Source organism: Pseudomonas sp. PF05 (assembly GCF_056521845.1).
Window position 1 is genome coordinate 190,753 of the sequence record NZ_JBWLPW010000011.1, and the last position, 15,443, is coordinate 206,195.

Annotated in this window: 13 protein-coding genes; 8 read left to right on the forward strand and 5 right to left on the reverse strand. The window is 58.9% G+C overall.

The window, feature by feature from the left end:
* The 3 genes from AC09SL_RS19485 to AC09SL_RS19495 are packed head-to-tail and all read left to right on the forward strand — an operon-like array spanning nt 1 to nt 2,871.
* On the forward strand, nt 1–912 hold the full coding sequence (locus tag AC09SL_RS19485) for an ABC transporter permease subunit (RefSeq protein WP_058546774.1): 912 nt from the start codon (nt 1–3) through the stop codon (nt 910–912).
* A 10-nt stretch (nt 913–922) separates the two neighbouring features.
* Nucleotides 923–1,891, forward strand: coding sequence for an ABC transporter ATP-binding protein (locus AC09SL_RS19490; RefSeq protein ID WP_058546775.1), 969 nt, complete (start codon nt 923–925; stop codon nt 1,889–1,891).
* Nucleotides 1,891–2,871 (forward strand): peptide ABC transporter ATP-binding protein, encoded by a 981-nt coding sequence (locus AC09SL_RS19495; RefSeq protein WP_064107094.1) that lies wholly within the window; start codon nt 1,891–1,893, stop codon nt 2,869–2,871. Before AC09SL_RS19490 ends, AC09SL_RS19495 begins: the two co-directional genes overlap by 1 nt.
* Nucleotides 2,872–2,951: 80 nt before the next feature.
* On the opposite strand, the gene AC09SL_RS19500 is transcribed toward AC09SL_RS19495, so the two are convergent.
* Entirely contained in the window at nt 2,952–3,203 is a 252-nt protein-coding gene (locus AC09SL_RS19500) for a hypothetical protein (protein WP_058546776.1), read from the reverse strand.
* 1,168 nt (nt 3,204–4,371) lie between these two features.
* Nucleotides 4,372–5,955, reverse strand: coding sequence for a peptide chain release factor 3 (locus AC09SL_RS19505; RefSeq protein ID WP_058542927.1), 1,584 nt, complete (start codon nt 5,953–5,955; stop codon nt 4,372–4,374).
* 330 nt (nt 5,956–6,285) lie between these two features.
* On the opposite strand from AC09SL_RS19505, the gene AC09SL_RS19510 reads away from it, so the two are divergent.
* The 5 genes from AC09SL_RS19510 to AC09SL_RS19530 all read left to right on the forward strand — a co-directional run bounded on the left by AC09SL_RS19510 (nt 6,286) and on the right by AC09SL_RS19530 (nt 11,448).
* Nucleotides 6,286–7,002: an ABC transporter permease gene (locus AC09SL_RS19510; protein ID WP_058542928.1), complete on the forward strand. Its 717-nt coding sequence runs from the start codon at nt 6,286–6,288 to the stop codon at nt 7,000–7,002.
* Between the two features lie 26 nt (nt 7,003–7,028).
* On the forward strand, nt 7,029–7,931 hold the full coding sequence (locus AC09SL_RS19515; RefSeq protein ID WP_058542929.1) for a glycine betaine ABC transporter substrate-binding protein: 903 nt from the start codon (nt 7,029–7,031) through the stop codon (nt 7,929–7,931).
* A gap of 15 nt (nt 7,932–7,946) precedes the next feature.
* A complete protein-coding gene (locus AC09SL_RS19520; protein ID WP_058542930.1) occupies nt 7,947–8,600 on the forward strand; it encodes an ABC transporter permease in 654 nt (217 codons plus the stop codon).
* Nucleotides 8,597–9,754: an osmoprotectant ABC transporter ATP-binding protein OsmV gene (locus AC09SL_RS19525; protein WP_058542931.1), complete on the forward strand. Its 1,158-nt coding sequence runs from the start codon at nt 8,597–8,599 to the stop codon at nt 9,752–9,754. The genes AC09SL_RS19520 and AC09SL_RS19525 overlap by 4 nt, the downstream gene beginning before the upstream one ends.
* Nucleotides 9,755–10,284: 530 nt before the next feature.
* Nucleotides 10,285–11,448, forward strand: a complete 1,164-nt coding sequence (locus tag AC09SL_RS19530; protein ID WP_058542932.1) for a type III PLP-dependent enzyme — start codon at nt 10,285–10,287, stop codon at nt 11,446–11,448.
* Between the two features lie 48 nt (nt 11,449–11,496).
* On the opposite strand, the gene AC09SL_RS19535 is transcribed toward AC09SL_RS19530, so the two are convergent.
* The 3 genes from AC09SL_RS19535 to AC09SL_RS19545 all read right to left on the reverse strand — a co-directional run bounded on the left by AC09SL_RS19535 (nt 11,497) and on the right by AC09SL_RS19545 (nt 15,033).
* A complete protein-coding gene (locus AC09SL_RS19535) occupies nt 11,497–12,405 on the reverse strand; it encodes a hypothetical protein (RefSeq protein WP_058542933.1) in 909 nt (302 codons plus the stop codon).
* Between the two features lie 110 nt (nt 12,406–12,515).
* Nucleotides 12,516–14,777, reverse strand: a complete 2,262-nt coding sequence (locus tag AC09SL_RS19540) for an alpha-xenorhabdolysin family binary toxin subunit A (protein ID WP_058542934.1) — start codon at nt 14,775–14,777, stop codon at nt 12,516–12,518.
* Between the two features lie 82 nt (nt 14,778–14,859).
* Complete coding sequence (locus tag AC09SL_RS19545) at nt 14,860–15,033, reverse strand: hypothetical protein (protein WP_116643180.1); 174 nt, start codon at nt 15,031–15,033, stop codon at nt 14,860–14,862.
* Nucleotides 15,034–15,443: the final 410 nt, after the last annotated feature.

Here is a 15,443-nt window from a genome sequence, read left to right on the forward strand (position 1 = left end):
ATGAGTACTCCAACTACCGCGGTAGCAGTCGATCAAAGCCTGCTGTACCCGTCCCCGTACAAAGAATTCTGGCACGCGTTTTCCCGCAACAAGGGCGCCGTGGCCGGGCTGCTGTTCATGACCCTGATCGTGTTCTGCGCGATCTTCGCCCCGTGGGTCGCGCCTCACGACCCGAGCGAGCAATACCGCGACTTCCTGCTGACGCCACCGGTGTGGCTTGAGGGCGGGCAAATCCAGTTCCTGCTGGGCACCGACGAACTGGGCCGCGATTTGCTCTCGCGCCTGATCCAGGGTTCGCGCCTGTCGCTGCTGATCGGCTTGTCGTCGGTGGTGATGTCGCTGATCCCGGGCATCCTGCTGGGGCTGTTCGCCGGGTTCTTCCCACGCCTGCTCGGCCCGACCATCATGCGCCTGATGGACATCATGCTGGCCCTGCCTTCGCTGCTGCTGGCCGTGGCGATTGTCGCCATCCTCGGCCCTGGCCTGATCAATACCGTGATCGCCATCGCCATTGTCTCGCTGCCGTCCTACGTGCGCCTGACCCGCGCCGCCGTGATGGGCGAGCTGAACCGCGACTACGTGACCGCCGCCCGCCTGGCCGGTGCCGGCCTGCCACGCCTGATGTTCATCACCGTGCTGCCCAACTGCATGGCACCGCTGATCGTCCAGGCGACGCTGAGCTTTTCCTCGGCGATCCTCGACGCCGCCGCCCTGGGCTTCCTCGGCCTCGGCGTCCAGCCGCCCACCCCGGAGTGGGGCACCATGCTGGCCTCGGCCCGCGACTACATCGAACGCGCCTGGTGGGTCGTGAGCCTGCCTGGCTTGACCATTTTGCTCAGCGTGCTGGCAATCAACCTGATGGGCGACGGGCTGCGCGATGCGCTGGACCCGAAACTCAAGAATGCCGCCTGAGGAGATTCCCATGTCACTGCTAGAAATCAAGAATCTCAACGTTCGCTTCGGCGACGCCACCGCCGTACCGGTGGTCGACGGCCTGGACCTGTCCGTGGACAAAGGCGAAGTCCTGGCCATCGTCGGCGAATCGGGCTCGGGTAAATCCGTGACCATGATGGCGCTGATGGGGCTGATCGAGCACCCTGGCATCGTCACCGCCGATGCGCTGAACTTCGACGGCAAGAACATGCTCAAGCTGAGCAACCGCCAGCGCCGGCAGATCGTCGGCAAGGACCTGGCGATGGTTTTCCAGGACCCGATGACTGCACTCAACCCCAGCTACACCGTGGGTTTCCAGATCGAAGAAGTGCTGCGTCTGCACCTGAAAATGTCCGGCAAGGCCGCCCGCAAGCGCGCCATCGAACTGCTGGAAAAAGTCGAGATCCCGGGCGCCGCCAGCCGTATGAACGCCTACCCGCATCAACTGTCCGGCGGCATGAGCCAGCGCGTGGCGATTGCCATGGCGATTGCCGGCGAGCCGAAGCTGCTGATCGCCGACGAACCGACCACCGCCCTGGACGTGACCATCCAGGCGCAGATAATGGACCTGCTGCTGGCCCTGCAAAAAGAGCAAGACATGGGCCTGGTGCTGATCACCCACGACCTCGCCGTGGTGGCTGAAACCGCCCAGCGCGTGTGCGTGATGTACGCCGGCCAAGCGGTGGAAGTCGGCAAGGTGCCCGAACTGTTCGACATCCCCGCCCACCCGTACAGCGAAGCGCTGCTGGCGGCGATTCCGGAGCACAGCATGGGCGCCGAGCGCCTGGCGACCTTGCCCGGCATCGTCCCCGGTCGCTACGACCGTCCACAGGGTTGCCTGCTGTCGCCGCGCTGCCCGTACGTGCAGGACAACTGCCGTCAACAACGCCCGGCTCTCGATCCGAAATCCAACAGCCTCGCCCGCTGCTTCTACCCGTTGAACCAGGAGGTGGCGTGATGGCCGTCGTACTTACCGCCCGTGACCTGACCCGTCATTACGAAGTGTCCCGCGGCATGTTCAAGGGCCATGCGACCGTGCGCGCCCTCAACGGCGTGTCGTTCGAACTGGAAGCCGGCAAGACCCTGGCCGTGGTGGGCGAATCCGGTTGCGGCAAATCCACCCTCGCCCGGGCCCTGACGCTGATCGAAGAGCCGTCCACCGGCTCCCTGAAAATCGCCGGCCAGGAAGTGAGCGGCGCCAACAAGGCCGAACGCAAGCAGTTGCGCAAAGACGTGCAGATGGTGTTCCAGAGCCCCTATGCGTCCCTCAACCCACGGCAGAAAGTCGGTGATCAACTGGCCGAGCCGTTGCTGATCAACACCAGCCTGTCGGCCACCGAACGGCGGGAAAAAGTCCAGGCGATGATGAAGCAGGTGGGCTTGCGCCCCGAGCATTACCAGCGCTACCCGCACATGTTCTCCGGCGGCCAGCGCCAGCGTATCGCCCTGGCCCGCGCCATGATGCTGCAACCCAAGGTGCTGGTGGCGGACGAACCGACGTCGGCGCTGGACGTGTCGATCCAGGCCCAGGTGCTGAACCTGTTCATGGACCTGCAGGAGGAATTCAACACCGCCTATGTGTTCATTTCCCACAACCTGGCGGTGGTGCAGCACGTGGCCGACGACGTGATGGTGATGTACCTCGGCCGCCCGGTGGAAATGGGCCCCAACGAGTCCATCTACAGCCGTCCGTTGCACCCGTACACCCAGGCGCTGCTGTCGGCCACCCCAACCATCCACCCGGACCCGAACAAGCCGAAGATCAAGATCGTCGGCGAATTGCCCAACCCGCTCAACCCGCCGTCCGGCTGCGCCTTCCACAAGCGCTGCCCGTATGCCACCGAGCGCTGCCAGACTGAAGAACCGGCGTTGCGGTTGCTGGATAACCGGCAGGTGGCGTGTCACTACGCCGAGCAATTCCTCGATGGCGCGGCGTAACAGGTACCTGCGATAAAAAACCCCTCCAACCCCGACTGAGTCTCAGTTGGGGCTGGAGGGGTTTTCTTTAGGTCAGAAATCTACGTCTGGCTATCGCCCTCCGCATCCTCATCGTCATCCGGCGTGTCGATTGGCGAACCATCATCATCCTCGCCATCGTCTGGATCACCTGCGTCCGCATCCGTCGCGGCCAGCATCAACTCACCCTGCGCCACCGAGCCACTCGACGCGTGCTGCTCGTGCTCATCGCACTCCGCCCACGCCGCTGTGGAGCCCAGCGACAACATCACCAACACCTTCAGCAAAAACATCATGCGTAGCAGCTTGTTCATAGCCAATTCCTTCTTTTCCGGATAAAGCCGGGACCTGACGGTGCTCAAGAAAATCTAGTTCTGAACAGGCCGGTTCACCAGATAAGACGCTCCCAAACCACCATAAATGCCACCGCCCGACAGATTGGTTTCGAATAAGACTTATCTCCAAAGCAACTAACGCCCAAAAGTGTGGGAGCAAGGCTTGCCCGCGATGGCGCCAGTACATCCAACATCCAGGCACACTGACCCACCGCTATCGCGAGCAAGCTTTGCTCCCACAGGAAACGGTGCCGAACACAAGCTCTGGCCCACTGAAGATCCACTGTGGGAGCAAGGCTTGCCCGCGATGGCGCCAGTACATCCAACATCCAGGCAAGCTGACCCACCGCTTTCGCGAGCAAGCTTTGCTCCCACAGGAAACGGTGCCGAACACACGTTTCTTGCCCACTGAAGATCCACTGTGGGAGCAAGGCTTGCCCGCGATGGCGGCGGCATATCCAACATCCAGGCAAGCTGACCCGCCGCTATCGCGAGCAAGCTTTGCTCCCACAGAGGAAACGGTACCTAACACACGTTTCTTGCCCACTGAAGATCCACTGTGGGAGCAAGGCTTGCCCGCGATGGCGCCAGTACATCCAACATCCAGGCACACTGACCCACCGCTATCGCGAGCAAGCTTTGCTCCCACAGGAAACGGTGCCTAACACCCGTTTCTGGCCCACTGAAGATCCACTGTGGGAGCAAGGCTTGCCCGCGATGGCGGCGGCATATCCAACGTCCAGGCAAGCTGACCCACCGCTATCGCGAGCAAGCTTTGCTCCCACAGAGGAAACGGTGCCTAACACCGGTTTCTGGCCCACTGAAGATCCAGTGTGGGAGCAAGGCTTGCCCGCGATGGCGCCAGTACATCCAACATCCAGGCACACTGACCCACCGCTATCGCGAGCAAGCTTTGCTCCCACAGAGGAAACGGTGCCTAACACACGTTTCTTGCCCACTGAAGATCCAGTGTGGGAGCAAGGCTTGCCCGCGATGGCGCCAGTACATCCAACATCCAGGCACACTGACCCGCCGCTTTCGCGAGCAGGCTCGCTCCCACAGTGAATTATTTATGTTCAGGACACGGGACAAGCCATAAAAAACCCCGCAGCTTTCGCAACGGGGTTTCGGTTTCAACGCTCAGCGCTTAGTGGTGCTCACGCGTCGCGCGGAATTTCACATCCGGCCAGCGCTCTTCCATCAGCGCCAGGTTGACCCGGGTCGGGGCCAGGTAGGTCAGGTGACCGCCGCCATCGAGCGCGAGGTTTTCCACGGCCTTGTTGGAGAATTCCTCGAGTTTCTTCTTGTCGCCACATTCGACCCAACGCGCGGAGTACACGGTGATCGGCTCGTAGGAGCACTCGACCTTGTATTCCTCTTTCAAGCGGCTGGCGACGACGTCGAACTGCAGCACACCGACGGCACCGAGGATGATGTCGTTGCTGCGGGTCGGGAAGAACACCTGGGTGGCGCCTTCTTCGGCCAGTTGCTGGAGGCCCTGGCGCAGTTGCTTGGATTTGAGCGGATCCTTCAGGCGTACGCGGCGGAACAGTTCCGGGGCGAAGTGCGGGATGCCGGTGAAGCCCAGGGTTTCGCCTTCGGTGAAGGTGTCGCCGATCTGGATGGTGCCGTGGTTATGCAGACCGATGATGTCACCGGCAAAGGCTTCTTCCAACTGCTCGCGTTCCGAGGAGAAGAACGTCAAGGCGTCGCCGATGCGCACGTCCTTGCCAGTGCGCACGTGGCGCATTTTCATGCCCTTTTCGTATTTGCCGGAGCAGATGCGCATGAAGGCGATGCGGTCGCGGTGCTTGGGGTCCATGTTCGCCTGGATCTTGAACACGAAGCCTGTGAACTTCTCTTCCACCGGCTCCACGGTGCGCTCGTTGGCGACACGGGCCAGCGGGCGCGGGGCCCAATCGACCACGGCGTCGAGCACATGGTCCACACCGAAGTTGCCCAAGGCAGTACCGAAGAACACCGGGGTCAGCTGGCCGTCGAGGAACTCCTGCTGGTTGAACTCGTGGCAGGCACCCTGCACCAGTTCCAGTTGCTCGACAAAACGGTCGTACTCGTCGCCCAGGTGGGCGCGGGCCTCGTCGGAGTCGAGCTTCTCGATGATTTTGGTTTCGGTGCGTTCATGACCATGCCCGGCGGTGTAGACGATGATGTAGTCGTCGGCCAGGTGGTACACGCCCTTGAAGTCGCGGTAGCAGCCGATCGGCCAGGTGATCGGCGCCGCCTTGATCTTCAGGACCGCTTCGATCTCGTCGAGCAGTTCGATCGGGTCGCGGATGTCACGGTCCAGTTTGTTGATGAAGCTGACGATCGGCGTGTCCCGCAGGCGGCAGACGTCCATCAGCGCGATGGTCCGTGGCTCGACGCCTTTACCGCCGTCGAGGACCATCAGCGCCGAGTCCACTGCCGTCAGGGTGCGGTAGGTGTCTTCGGAGAAGTCTTCGTGGCCCGGGGTGTCGAGCAGGTTAATCATGTGATCGCGATAGGGGAACTGCATGACCGACGTGGTAATGGAAATACCCCGTTGTTTTTCCATTTCCATCCAGTCGGAGGTGGCATGGCGGTCGGATTTACGAGATTTCACCGTGCCGGCGACCGCAATCGCCTTGCCCATCAGCAAGAGCTTCTCGGTGATGGTGGTCTTACCGGCATCGGGGTGGGAAATAATGGCGAAAGTGCGGCGTTTCGCGACTTCGGCGGCCTGTTTGGTCATGGGAAATCGCCTGGCAGGTGATTCAAAAAAGGGCGGCGATTATAGCTCAACTTGCGCCAGGAACCGAACCATTGGGCACATTCGGGGTGGCCAAATGCCCCCTTACGTGGGAACCTTTCGCCCCGTGAAGACGTCCACCCCCCTGACACGGCTGTTCGTCAGGGTCTGCAAAATCAGCAAGTTAGCCTGACGAGGCTGCGCTCATGGCTCAATTTACAGGCCGTTTTACCGGCACTGAACAGAGCTGCTTCTCGCGAACGTTTTCCCGGCAACCTGACGGTTTGCCGCACGGGAAAGCGCGCGCCGACTGAAATACAAAGGAGTCCGCCTGTGGCTATCCGCTATGGCAAAGGGCTGACAGGGGGCGCGATCGTCGTCGCTCTCCTGGCCCTGCTGGTCTATTGGATCGGTATCGATACGATTGAGCGTTACCACGACGATCTACTGTTTTACCTGCAAGCTCACCTGATGCTCGTTGTGGCGTCCATGTTGGCAGCCCTGATCGTGGGCATCCCCGCCGGCATCGCCCTCAGCCGCCCCGCGATGGTCGGGCGCGCCGAGCGCTTCATGCAAGTCTTCAACGTCGGCAACACCGTGCCGCCCCTGGCCGTGCTGGCCATCGCCCTGGGCTTCCTGGGTATCGGCAGCGGGCCCGCCATCTTCGCCCTGTTCCTCGCCTCGCTGCTGCCCATCGTGCGCAACACCTACGAAGGCCTGAAAAATGTCCAGGGCTCCCTCAAGGAAGCCGCCGTCGGCATCGGCATGACCCCGCGCCAGGTGCTGTGGAGAGTCGAGTTGCCCAATGCCGTGCCGATCATCGTCGGTGGTGTGCGCGTGGCGCTGGCGATCAACGTCGGCACTGCCCCCCTGGCATTCCTGATCGGCGCCAACAGCCTCGGCAGCCTGATCTTCCCTGGCATCGCCTTGAACAATCAGCCGCAACTGCTGCTCGGCGCGGTTTGCACCGCTCTGCTGGCGTTGCTGCTCGACGGCCTGGTGACACTGGCCAGCCGTCTCTGGCTGGAACGCGGTCTACGACCGTCATAAGCCCGGCTGGATAAAGGAAATCGTTTATGAAGAAGTTGAGCTTGATACTGGGCTGCGTCCTGCTGTTCGCAGGATTCGCCCAGGCCGCTGAAAAACCGCTGATTCGCCTCGGCGCCCGAGTGTTCACCGAGCAGACGCTGCTGGCAGAAATCACTGCGCAATACCTGCGTGGCAAAGGCTACGACGCGCAGATCACCGGCGGACTTGGCAGCAACCTGGCCCGTAGCGCCCAGGAGAGTGGTCAACTGGACCTGCTCTGGGAATACACCGGCGTCTCGCTGGTGTCTTACAACCACATTACGGAGAAACTCGACAGCGCCCAGTCCTACGCCCGGGTGAAAGAAATCGACGCAAAAAAAGGCCTGACCTGGCTGACGCCGTCGAAATTCAGTAACACCTATGCCCTGGCCTTGCCGGAGAAAATCGCCCAGCAATATCCACAGATCAACACCATCAGCCAATTGAACACTGTGCTACAGGCCGAGGCCGATGAAAATCACCTGGTGGCCCTGGACACCGAGTTCGCCAACCGTTCCGACGGGCTGGATGGCATGGTCAAGCTGTACGGCATGAACCTGACCCGCGAAAACATCCGGCAAATGGACGCGGGCCTGGTCTATACCGCCCTGCGCAACGGCCAAGTATTCGCCGGGCTGGTGTACACCACCGACGGGCGCTTGAGCGCGTTCAAACTCAAACTGCTGGAAGACGACAAGCAATACTTCCCGGACTACACCGCCGCGCCCGTGGTGCGCCAGACGACTCTGGATGCAAATCCGCAATTGGCCGCGCAGCTCAAACCCCTGGCCGAATTGTTTGACGATGAAACCATGCGCCAGCTCAACGCCCGCGTAGACGTCAACCACGAAAGCCCTTCGGCCGTTGCCGCCGATTTCCTGCGCCAGCATTCGCTGCTCTCAACCCAATGACCTGGAGGAAAAGCCATGGATTTTCTTGACGCCTTTTCCCATCTGGACTGGCCGCTGGTGCTGCACCTGACCTGGCAGCACATCACCCTGGTGGGCATCGCCGTGACCCTGGCGATCTTGGTCGGCGTACCGCTGGGCATTTTCATGACCCGCTTCCCGACGCTCGCCGGCCCATTGCAGGCCAGCGCCACGGTGCTGCTGACCATTCCATCAATCGCCTTGTTCGGCCTCCTGCTGCCGGTCTATTCCACATTCGGCCAGGGCCTGGGGCCGATGCCGGCGATCACCGCCGTGTTCCTCTATTCCCTGTTGCCGATCATGCGCAACACCTACCTGGCCCTGACCGGCGTCGAACCGGGCATCCGTGAAGCCGCTCGCGGCATCGGCATGACCTTCGGCCAGCGCCTGCGCATGGTCGAACTGCCCATTGCCGTGCCGGTGATCCTGGCCGGCGTGCGCACCGCCGTGGTCATGAACATCGGCGTCATGACCATCGCCGCCACCATCGGCGCCGGTGGCCTGGGCGTACTCATCCTCGCTTCCATCAGCCGCAGCGACATGTCGATGCTGATCGTCGGCGCCGTGCTGGTCAGTCTCCTGGCCATCTTCGCCGACCTGCTTCTGCAATGGCTGCAACGTTCGCTGACCCCAAAAGGATTACTGAAATGATCGAACTTCAAAACCTCAGCAAAACCTTCAAGAGCAACGGCAAGGACGTCAAGGCCGTGGACTCGGTGAGCCTGACCGTCAACGAAGGCGAGATCTGCGTGTTCCTCGGGCCATCGGGCTGTGGCAAAAGCACCACGCTGAAGATGATCAACCGCCTGATCGCGCCCACCTCGGGCAAGGTGTTGATCAACGGTGAAGACACCACCGGCCTGGACGAAGTGACCCTGCGCCGCAACATCGGCTACGTGATCCAGCAGATCGGCCTGTTTCCGAACATGACCATCGAGGAAAACATCACCGTGGTCCCGCGCCTGCTCGGCTGGGACAAGCAGAAGAGCCACGACCGCGCCCGCGAATTGATGAGCATGATCAAGCTCGAACCCAAGCAGTACCTGCATCGCTACCCGCGTGAACTCTCCGGCGGCCAGCAGCAGCGGATCGGTGTGATCCGCGCCCTGGCGGCCGATGCGCCGCTGCTGCTGATGGACGAACCCTTCGGCGCGGTGGACCCGATCAACCGCGAGATGATCCAGAACGAGTTTTTCGAAATGCAGCGGGCGCTGAACAAGACCGTGATCATGGTCAGCCACGACATCGACGAAGCGATCAAGCTGGGGGACAAGATTGCGATCTTCCGCGCCGGCAAACTGATCCAGTTCGATCACCCGGACACGCTGCTGGCGCATCCAGCCGACGAGTTCGTCAGCAGCTTCGTCGGCCAGGACAGCACGCTCAAGCGCCTGCTGCTGGTCAAGGCTGAAGATGCGGCCGACAACGCCCCGTCAGTCAGCCCCGAGACACCGGTGGGCGAGGCACTGGAACTGATGGACGAACATGACCGTCGCTACCTGGTGGTGACCTGCTCCGAGAACAAGGCCCTGGGCTTTGTAAGACGTCGCGACCTGCACCGTCAGACCGGCGCCTGCTCGCAGTACCTGAGCAAATTCAACGCCACAGCGGCTTACGATGAACACCTGCGGATCCTGTTGTCGCGCATGTACGAGTTCAACCGTTCGTGGCTGCCGGTGATGGATGCCGAGCGGGTATTCCTCGGCGAGGTGACGCAGGAATCGATTGCCGAGTACCTGAGCTCGGGGCGCTCTCGTGGGGGCAAGACCAGCATTGTCTCGCCGGCGGAGACTGCGTCGGCCTGATACCTTGTGAAAGGTAACCCCTGTGGCGAGGGGATTTATCCCCGCTGGGTCGCGAAGCGGCCCCGAGATTTTTGCTGTGCTCTAGAGCCTGCGAGTGCTACGCCCTCGAGCGGGGATAAATCCCCTCGCCACAGGTTCAGTGTGAGGCTGGTTATGACTTGCCTGCTGGCAGCTTTGCGGCCTGAAAAACCAATCGATGGGAACATCAATCTGTCACGCAGGTCGGTTACATCAGGAGCTGTCGCGCACCGCACGACGAATGAGTGCAAAAACGCGACATTTTTAGTTGATCTCAGGCCCCTCACGCCCTAAAGTTCGCGCCGAACGTCCATGCTGGAAACGATCCATCCGGCTCAAGTACTGACGACGAGACAGCAAGGCCAAGGGAATCAAGCGTCCCATGGCCTTTTTGCTTTCGGCGACATGCCTTGGGAAGTAGGCGAACCAAAGTGGGGATACGGAGGACGTTCACGGGGGCTGCTTGCCCTCACACCCATTGATCCTGATGTTTGCCAGTAGGAGTCCCAAGTATGTCGATCCAGGTCGAAGATTATTTCGCGCGCGAAACCTTCCAGAGAATGAAAGCGTTCGCCGACAAGCAGGAAACCCCGTTCGTGGTGATCGACACCGCGATGATCTCCAAGGCCTATGACGACCTGCGCGCCGGTTTCGAATTCGCCAAGGTCTACTACGCCGTCAAGGCCAACCCGGCGGTGGAAATCATCGACCTGCTCAAGGATAAAGGCTCGAACTTCGACATCGCCTCGATCTATGAGCTGGATAAGGTCATGAGCCGTGGCGTCGGCCCGGATCAGATCAGCTACGGCAACACCATCAAGAAATCCCGCGACATTCGCTACTTCTACGAGAAGGGCGTGCGCCTGTATGCCACCGACTCCGAAGCCGACCTGCGTAACATCGCCAAGGCCGCACCGGGCTCGAAAGTCTATGTACGGATCCTCACCGAAGGCTCGACCACCGCTGACTGGCCGTTGTCGCGCAAGTTCGGCTGCCAGACCGACATGGCCATGGACCTGCTGATCCTGGCCCGCGACCTGGGCCTGGTGCCGTACGGCATTTCGTTCCACGTCGGCTCGCAACAGCGCGACATCAGCGTCTGGGACGCGGCGATCGCCAAGGTCAAGGTAATCTTCGAACGCCTGAAGGAAGAAGACGGCATCGTCCTGAAGCTGATCAACATGGGTGGTGGCTTCCCGGCCAACTACATCACCCGCACCAACAGCCTGGAAACCTACGCTGAGGAAATCATCCGTTTCCTCAAGGAAGACTTCGGCGACGACCTGCCGGAAATCATCCTGGAGCCGGGCCGTTCGTTGATCGCCAACGCCGGTATCCTGGTCAGCGAAGTGGTGCTGGTGGCGCGTAAGTCCCGTACCGCCGTCGAGCGTTGGGTGTACACGGATGTGGGCAAGTTCTCCGGCCTGATCGAAACCATGGACGAAGCCATCAAGTTTCCGATCTGGACCGAGAAGAAAGGCGAGATGGAAGAAGTGGTGATCGCCGGGCCTACCTGCGACAGCGCTGACATCATGTATGAAAACTACAAGTATGGTTTGCCGTTGAACCTGGCCATTGGGGATCGCCTGTACTGGCTGTCGACCGGTGCCTATACCACCAGCTATAGCGCGGTGGAATTCAATGGCTTTCCGCCGTTGAAGTCGTTCTACGTGTAACTGCTGAACGCTTGAAGTCGAAAGCCCGTGACAGCGTCACGGGCTTTTTCATGACTGGTATTTGGGAGAAAGACGCTCCAAGGCGCTTACCATGACATCCAGTTCTTGCAACGGATAAGCGACTTGCGCCATCGAACTTTTCGCTCGTCGCAGGCTGCGCTGCGGATCGTTGGATTGAAGCTCAACCTTAACGCAGGTCAGGAAATGGTTCAGGCGATGACAAAAATCGGCGAAATTGTTACCGGCTGAAATGGCCCGCACATAGATCTCACCCAAAATTTTCAAATGTTCCCTGGCTTTTTCCCGTCGTTGCTCTTGGGAATAATAGCTGTCCGTGTCGTACGGCATATTCGGCAAGCCTATTCGCCCGAGGCTGTAGTAAGCCTCGATCTTTGAGACAGGCGCATCACAGATGCACAACCTCAATGCCAATGAGTCGATGAAGCGCACGAAAATACTGTGGATCGTCTGGGAAACCTCAGTAATCAACGTCTTGAAATGCGCCGCGACCTTCGCGCATTGATCCAGGCGCAAGCAGAGATTGTTGATCAGATACAAGACGTTGGGCGGACGGTTGGTGCCCTGTTGACCGGCGTTGATGGGGGTGAAGCGCACGGGGTCGACATTTTGCATCGGCATACGACCCGCAGCACCGGCAGTGTGCTGAGCCACCTGTGCAAATTCTTGCGTAAACGTATCGGTCTCGGCGACCAGATGACGCCCCATTGTCGCCAGTGAAGGAACAACCATGAGAATCGCTCGCCAACGACTTTCATTGGCGACGGCCGCCCGAGTCAGCGCCTGCGCATCAGGCGGAGTCATCATCGCATGGCCCGACCGTTGGAAAGAATCCGAAAAACGCTTGATCTCATCCAAGACGACGGGCAGGTCGTTCAAAAAACCTATGTACTCTTTCAACGAAGAAACACTCTTCTTATCCAACAAGAAATCAAACATGATCGGTTACCAAGCTAAAAGGCTGTCGGTAGATGCCGCGAGGCGGCAGATCCCCGACAGCCTTTCGTCATTGTTTCAAAGCCCAGACAGCTATAGCTGCGTGTCGAGGCTCAATGTGCAGTCAAAGGCAGTGCCAGCGGGGTCAAGAAGGCGCTGAACAGCTGCGCGTGATTGATGAATTCGCGACTGCGCTGCGCGTCATCGGCTTGCTTGCCGGCATCGATCTGCGAGACGAACGATTGGAAAGCCTCTACTGCGCGCTGGTATTCACCCACGTAGCGCTGGCGCTGGTCGTCAAGGGTGTGAATGTTCTGGAGAAACTCGACTTTCCCTTTGAGTGAGGCCAGGACTCGGGTTTTCGTCTCGATATCGCGTGCCAGCGCCTCGATTTTCTCAACCAGTTTGTCCCGCTCGCGCACCATGTCGAGGAACCGAAGCCCATCGCCGATTTGTCCGAGGGTCTTTTTAAGTTGTTCGATGGCGAACATGACCAATTGCACCTGAGGGGGTGCAATACCGAGCTTCATGACTTCTTCCAGCGTCAGGAGCAAATCGTTGCCAATCACCTCAACCCCGCCCGTCTTCAGCGCCTCAATGGCTTCGTTGATGACTGCGCGTTCGTTCTGGCGCTCGGTACGTTCATCATTCATTCGATCCAGAGATGCCTGGACGGTTTGTTGCTCGTTGCCAAGGTCGTCAATGAAACCCAACGTCAAGCGTCGATCAAAACGGTCATCGATCGCCGACAATTGACTGGCGAGTTGCTGGACGGGCCGAACCACTAGAGAAGCGATCCTGAGCAACTCCTCCGCGCGGTCAGCCTCGATTTCTTCTATCTCTTGTTGATCCGACGCATCCGCCAATTCTTTTTCGAGACGTTCCAGGCGCCGCATGCTGCCGTCGAGTCCCACCTTCATGTTCAGAGCAGACGTACTCAGAACGCCGCTGCTCTGACTCACATTGCCCACCAGATCACGGAACCGATCATGCAGTTGCGGCAGGTAGTTCCAATTGATGAATAGCGCCTTGGATCTAACCGCTCCGTCTCGCATCAATGTGTGGCTGTCAGCCATGATCTGGCGGTCCACAGCCGGATAAGCGCTGGGCAGTGCCCGATAGAATTCGAGTCGAGGCTGGACGCGATAATTGCGCTCATACTCCGCGTCGGCCTCCTTGAATACTGCAATCAACGCATCGGCATCATGCTCGATCTGACTCCACGGTTTGACCACTTCTCGGAATGCCGACATAAAGCGCCTCAGACTTAAAGCGTCGGTAATCCTGGAAACCGCATCCTGGGAATCTTTCACGTATAGATGCATGACGTTCCAGACATGCATCAGGTTCTGCGTGGCGATATCCGCATCGACAGCGACCAGTTCCAGTCCTTGCAGGTCGTGCTTTACGCGCGTCAAGGAGCCGAGTGTCTGGTTCTTACTCTTCAGCGTTTCAATCGCCTCTTCCTGTTCCTTGTAGAGGCTATTCCTTTGCGCCCGGATGTTCTCAGCCTCTACGCCCAGGTAGATCGCCAGCGCCAGGCCGAGCAGGTTCATTCCTGCAGCAGCCCCGATGGATTTTTCCACGGCATTCTTGTAGTCGGCGTTTTTCTCGTTGATCTGCCGGGACCGCTCATCAATTTGCTGCTTGAGCGTCTCGATGTCGGCTGGCAGCGAGTTGCTGCCAATCAAACTGATGCGCAACTTTATTTCAGGAAGGATGTACTCGCGTAAATCATAACCAAACGAAGCCAACTGTTCCTTGATCGCGGTGACACCGTCCAGATTGTCCTTGATCCGTTTGAAAATCTGGTCCAGGTAGTATCCCAAGTCGCTGACGGTGTCAGATTCCAATTCAATACCCGGAAATTTATCTCCCAGTTCCAGCTCCAGGCGTTTTAACTCTTCCAAGTTCCTGATGTTATGTTTATCCAGCAAACCGCAAGCCCTGACATCGGCATAGACTTCTTCTATATCTCGACCGTAAAGGGTCATGCTTGCAGCAAATAATTTCAATTGACTACCGGTCAGCATGATTGCTTCGCGCAACGGCGACCAACGTTGGGCATGACGGCGAGTGGCGCTGAAGGTCCTTAAAAAATCCTCATGTTTGAGCCCCGCGCCTGCGTCGGCGCCAAAATTCAAGTAATCCTTCACATCCGCCAGGGTGAAGGGAAGTGCCAGGGCGGCGGCTTCGTATTTGCGCAGGTCAATGATCTGTTTTTTCGTCAGCAATAACCCTTTGCCACGAGAGTTGCCTTCCTGCTCTGGCGCAGAGGCATTGGCGAGCGTCTTGGGCACAAGTTGTGCAAACCGGGCAAGGTCGTCGGCAGAGGCATTTTCAAGTGCATCGTTCCATAGACTATTAGCATTCATAATTAATCCTTTAATTAAATTACTGCTCCAAATTACTCACTCGCTTACATCAAGGGTAAAAGCAAGTGCAGCGCCACCAACACTAATCCATCAGGACAAACCCAGTCAAAAGCAAAAAAAATTCAAATATTAGAGAACAATACCAAAGCAGGACAACAACAATAAACACCCCTGACCGAGCAATAAATAACCGCCCCATAGAGCAACTATTCAACTGATTTTCCAACTGTTCGATGCGCACCCGATACTCGTCCATCCACGATGACAATCAACTAGGCGACAGGTGGGTGCCGTATCGAGTTGAGCCGTGAACCAGCGAAAATTCGCATACAACATCAACACCGTGCCGACGCGGCGAGCGCTGGGCTCTGTAGGAGCAGGCGAAGTCTGCGATCTTTTGATCTTGATCTTTCGCTTTCGATTTCGATTTCGCTTTCTACTCAATTGTCTGGGACAAGATCGCAGCCTCGTTGCACTCGACAGCTCCTACGGCTCCTACAGCTCCTACAGCTCCTGCGGTTCCTACGGTTTCTACACAGTTCCTACGGACGCGGGCCAGGGCGCTAGCGGCTTGGTCACAGCGGCAACAAGCCCCGCTCATGCAAATGATCGAGGCTTTTGCGTGTGTTTATGAATGCTTCTCGATAACACACGGCATAATGCACG

Coding starts and splice junctions, on each gene's coding strand:
- AC09SL_RS19495 (WP_064107094.1), top strand. CDS start 1,891: ATGGCCGTCGTACTTACCGCCCGTGACCTGACCCGTCATTACGAAGTG.
- AC09SL_RS19545 (WP_116643180.1), bottom strand. CDS start 15,033: ATGGACGAGTATCGGGTGCGCATCGAACAGTTGGAAAATCAGTTGAAT.
- AC09SL_RS19500 (WP_058546776.1), bottom strand. CDS start 3,203: ATGAACAAGCTGCTACGCATGATGTTTTTGCTGAAGGTGTTGGTGATG.
- AC09SL_RS19525 (WP_058542931.1), top strand. CDS start 8,597: ATGATCGAACTTCAAAACCTCAGCAAAACCTTCAAGAGCAACGGCAAG.
- AC09SL_RS19505 (WP_058542927.1), bottom strand. CDS start 5,955: ATGACCAAACAGGCCGCCGAAGTCGCGAAACGCCGCACTTTCGCCATT.
- AC09SL_RS19540 (WP_058542934.1), bottom strand. CDS start 14,777: ATGAATGCTAATAGTCTATGGAACGATGCACTTGAAAATGCCTCTGCC.
- AC09SL_RS19515 (WP_058542929.1), top strand. CDS start 7,029: ATGAAGAAGTTGAGCTTGATACTGGGCTGCGTCCTGCTGTTCGCAGGA.
- AC09SL_RS19485 (WP_058546774.1), top strand. CDS start 1: ATGAGTACTCCAACTACCGCGGTAGCAGTCGATCAAAGCCTGCTGTAC.
- AC09SL_RS19535 (WP_058542933.1), bottom strand. CDS start 12,405: ATGTTTGATTTCTTGTTGGATAAGAAGAGTGTTTCTTCGTTGAAAGAG.
- AC09SL_RS19490 (WP_058546775.1), top strand. CDS start 923: ATGTCACTGCTAGAAATCAAGAATCTCAACGTTCGCTTCGGCGACGCC.
- AC09SL_RS19520 (WP_058542930.1), top strand. CDS start 7,947: ATGGATTTTCTTGACGCCTTTTCCCATCTGGACTGGCCGCTGGTGCTG.
- AC09SL_RS19530 (WP_058542932.1), top strand. CDS start 10,285: ATGTCGATCCAGGTCGAAGATTATTTCGCGCGCGAAACCTTCCAGAGA.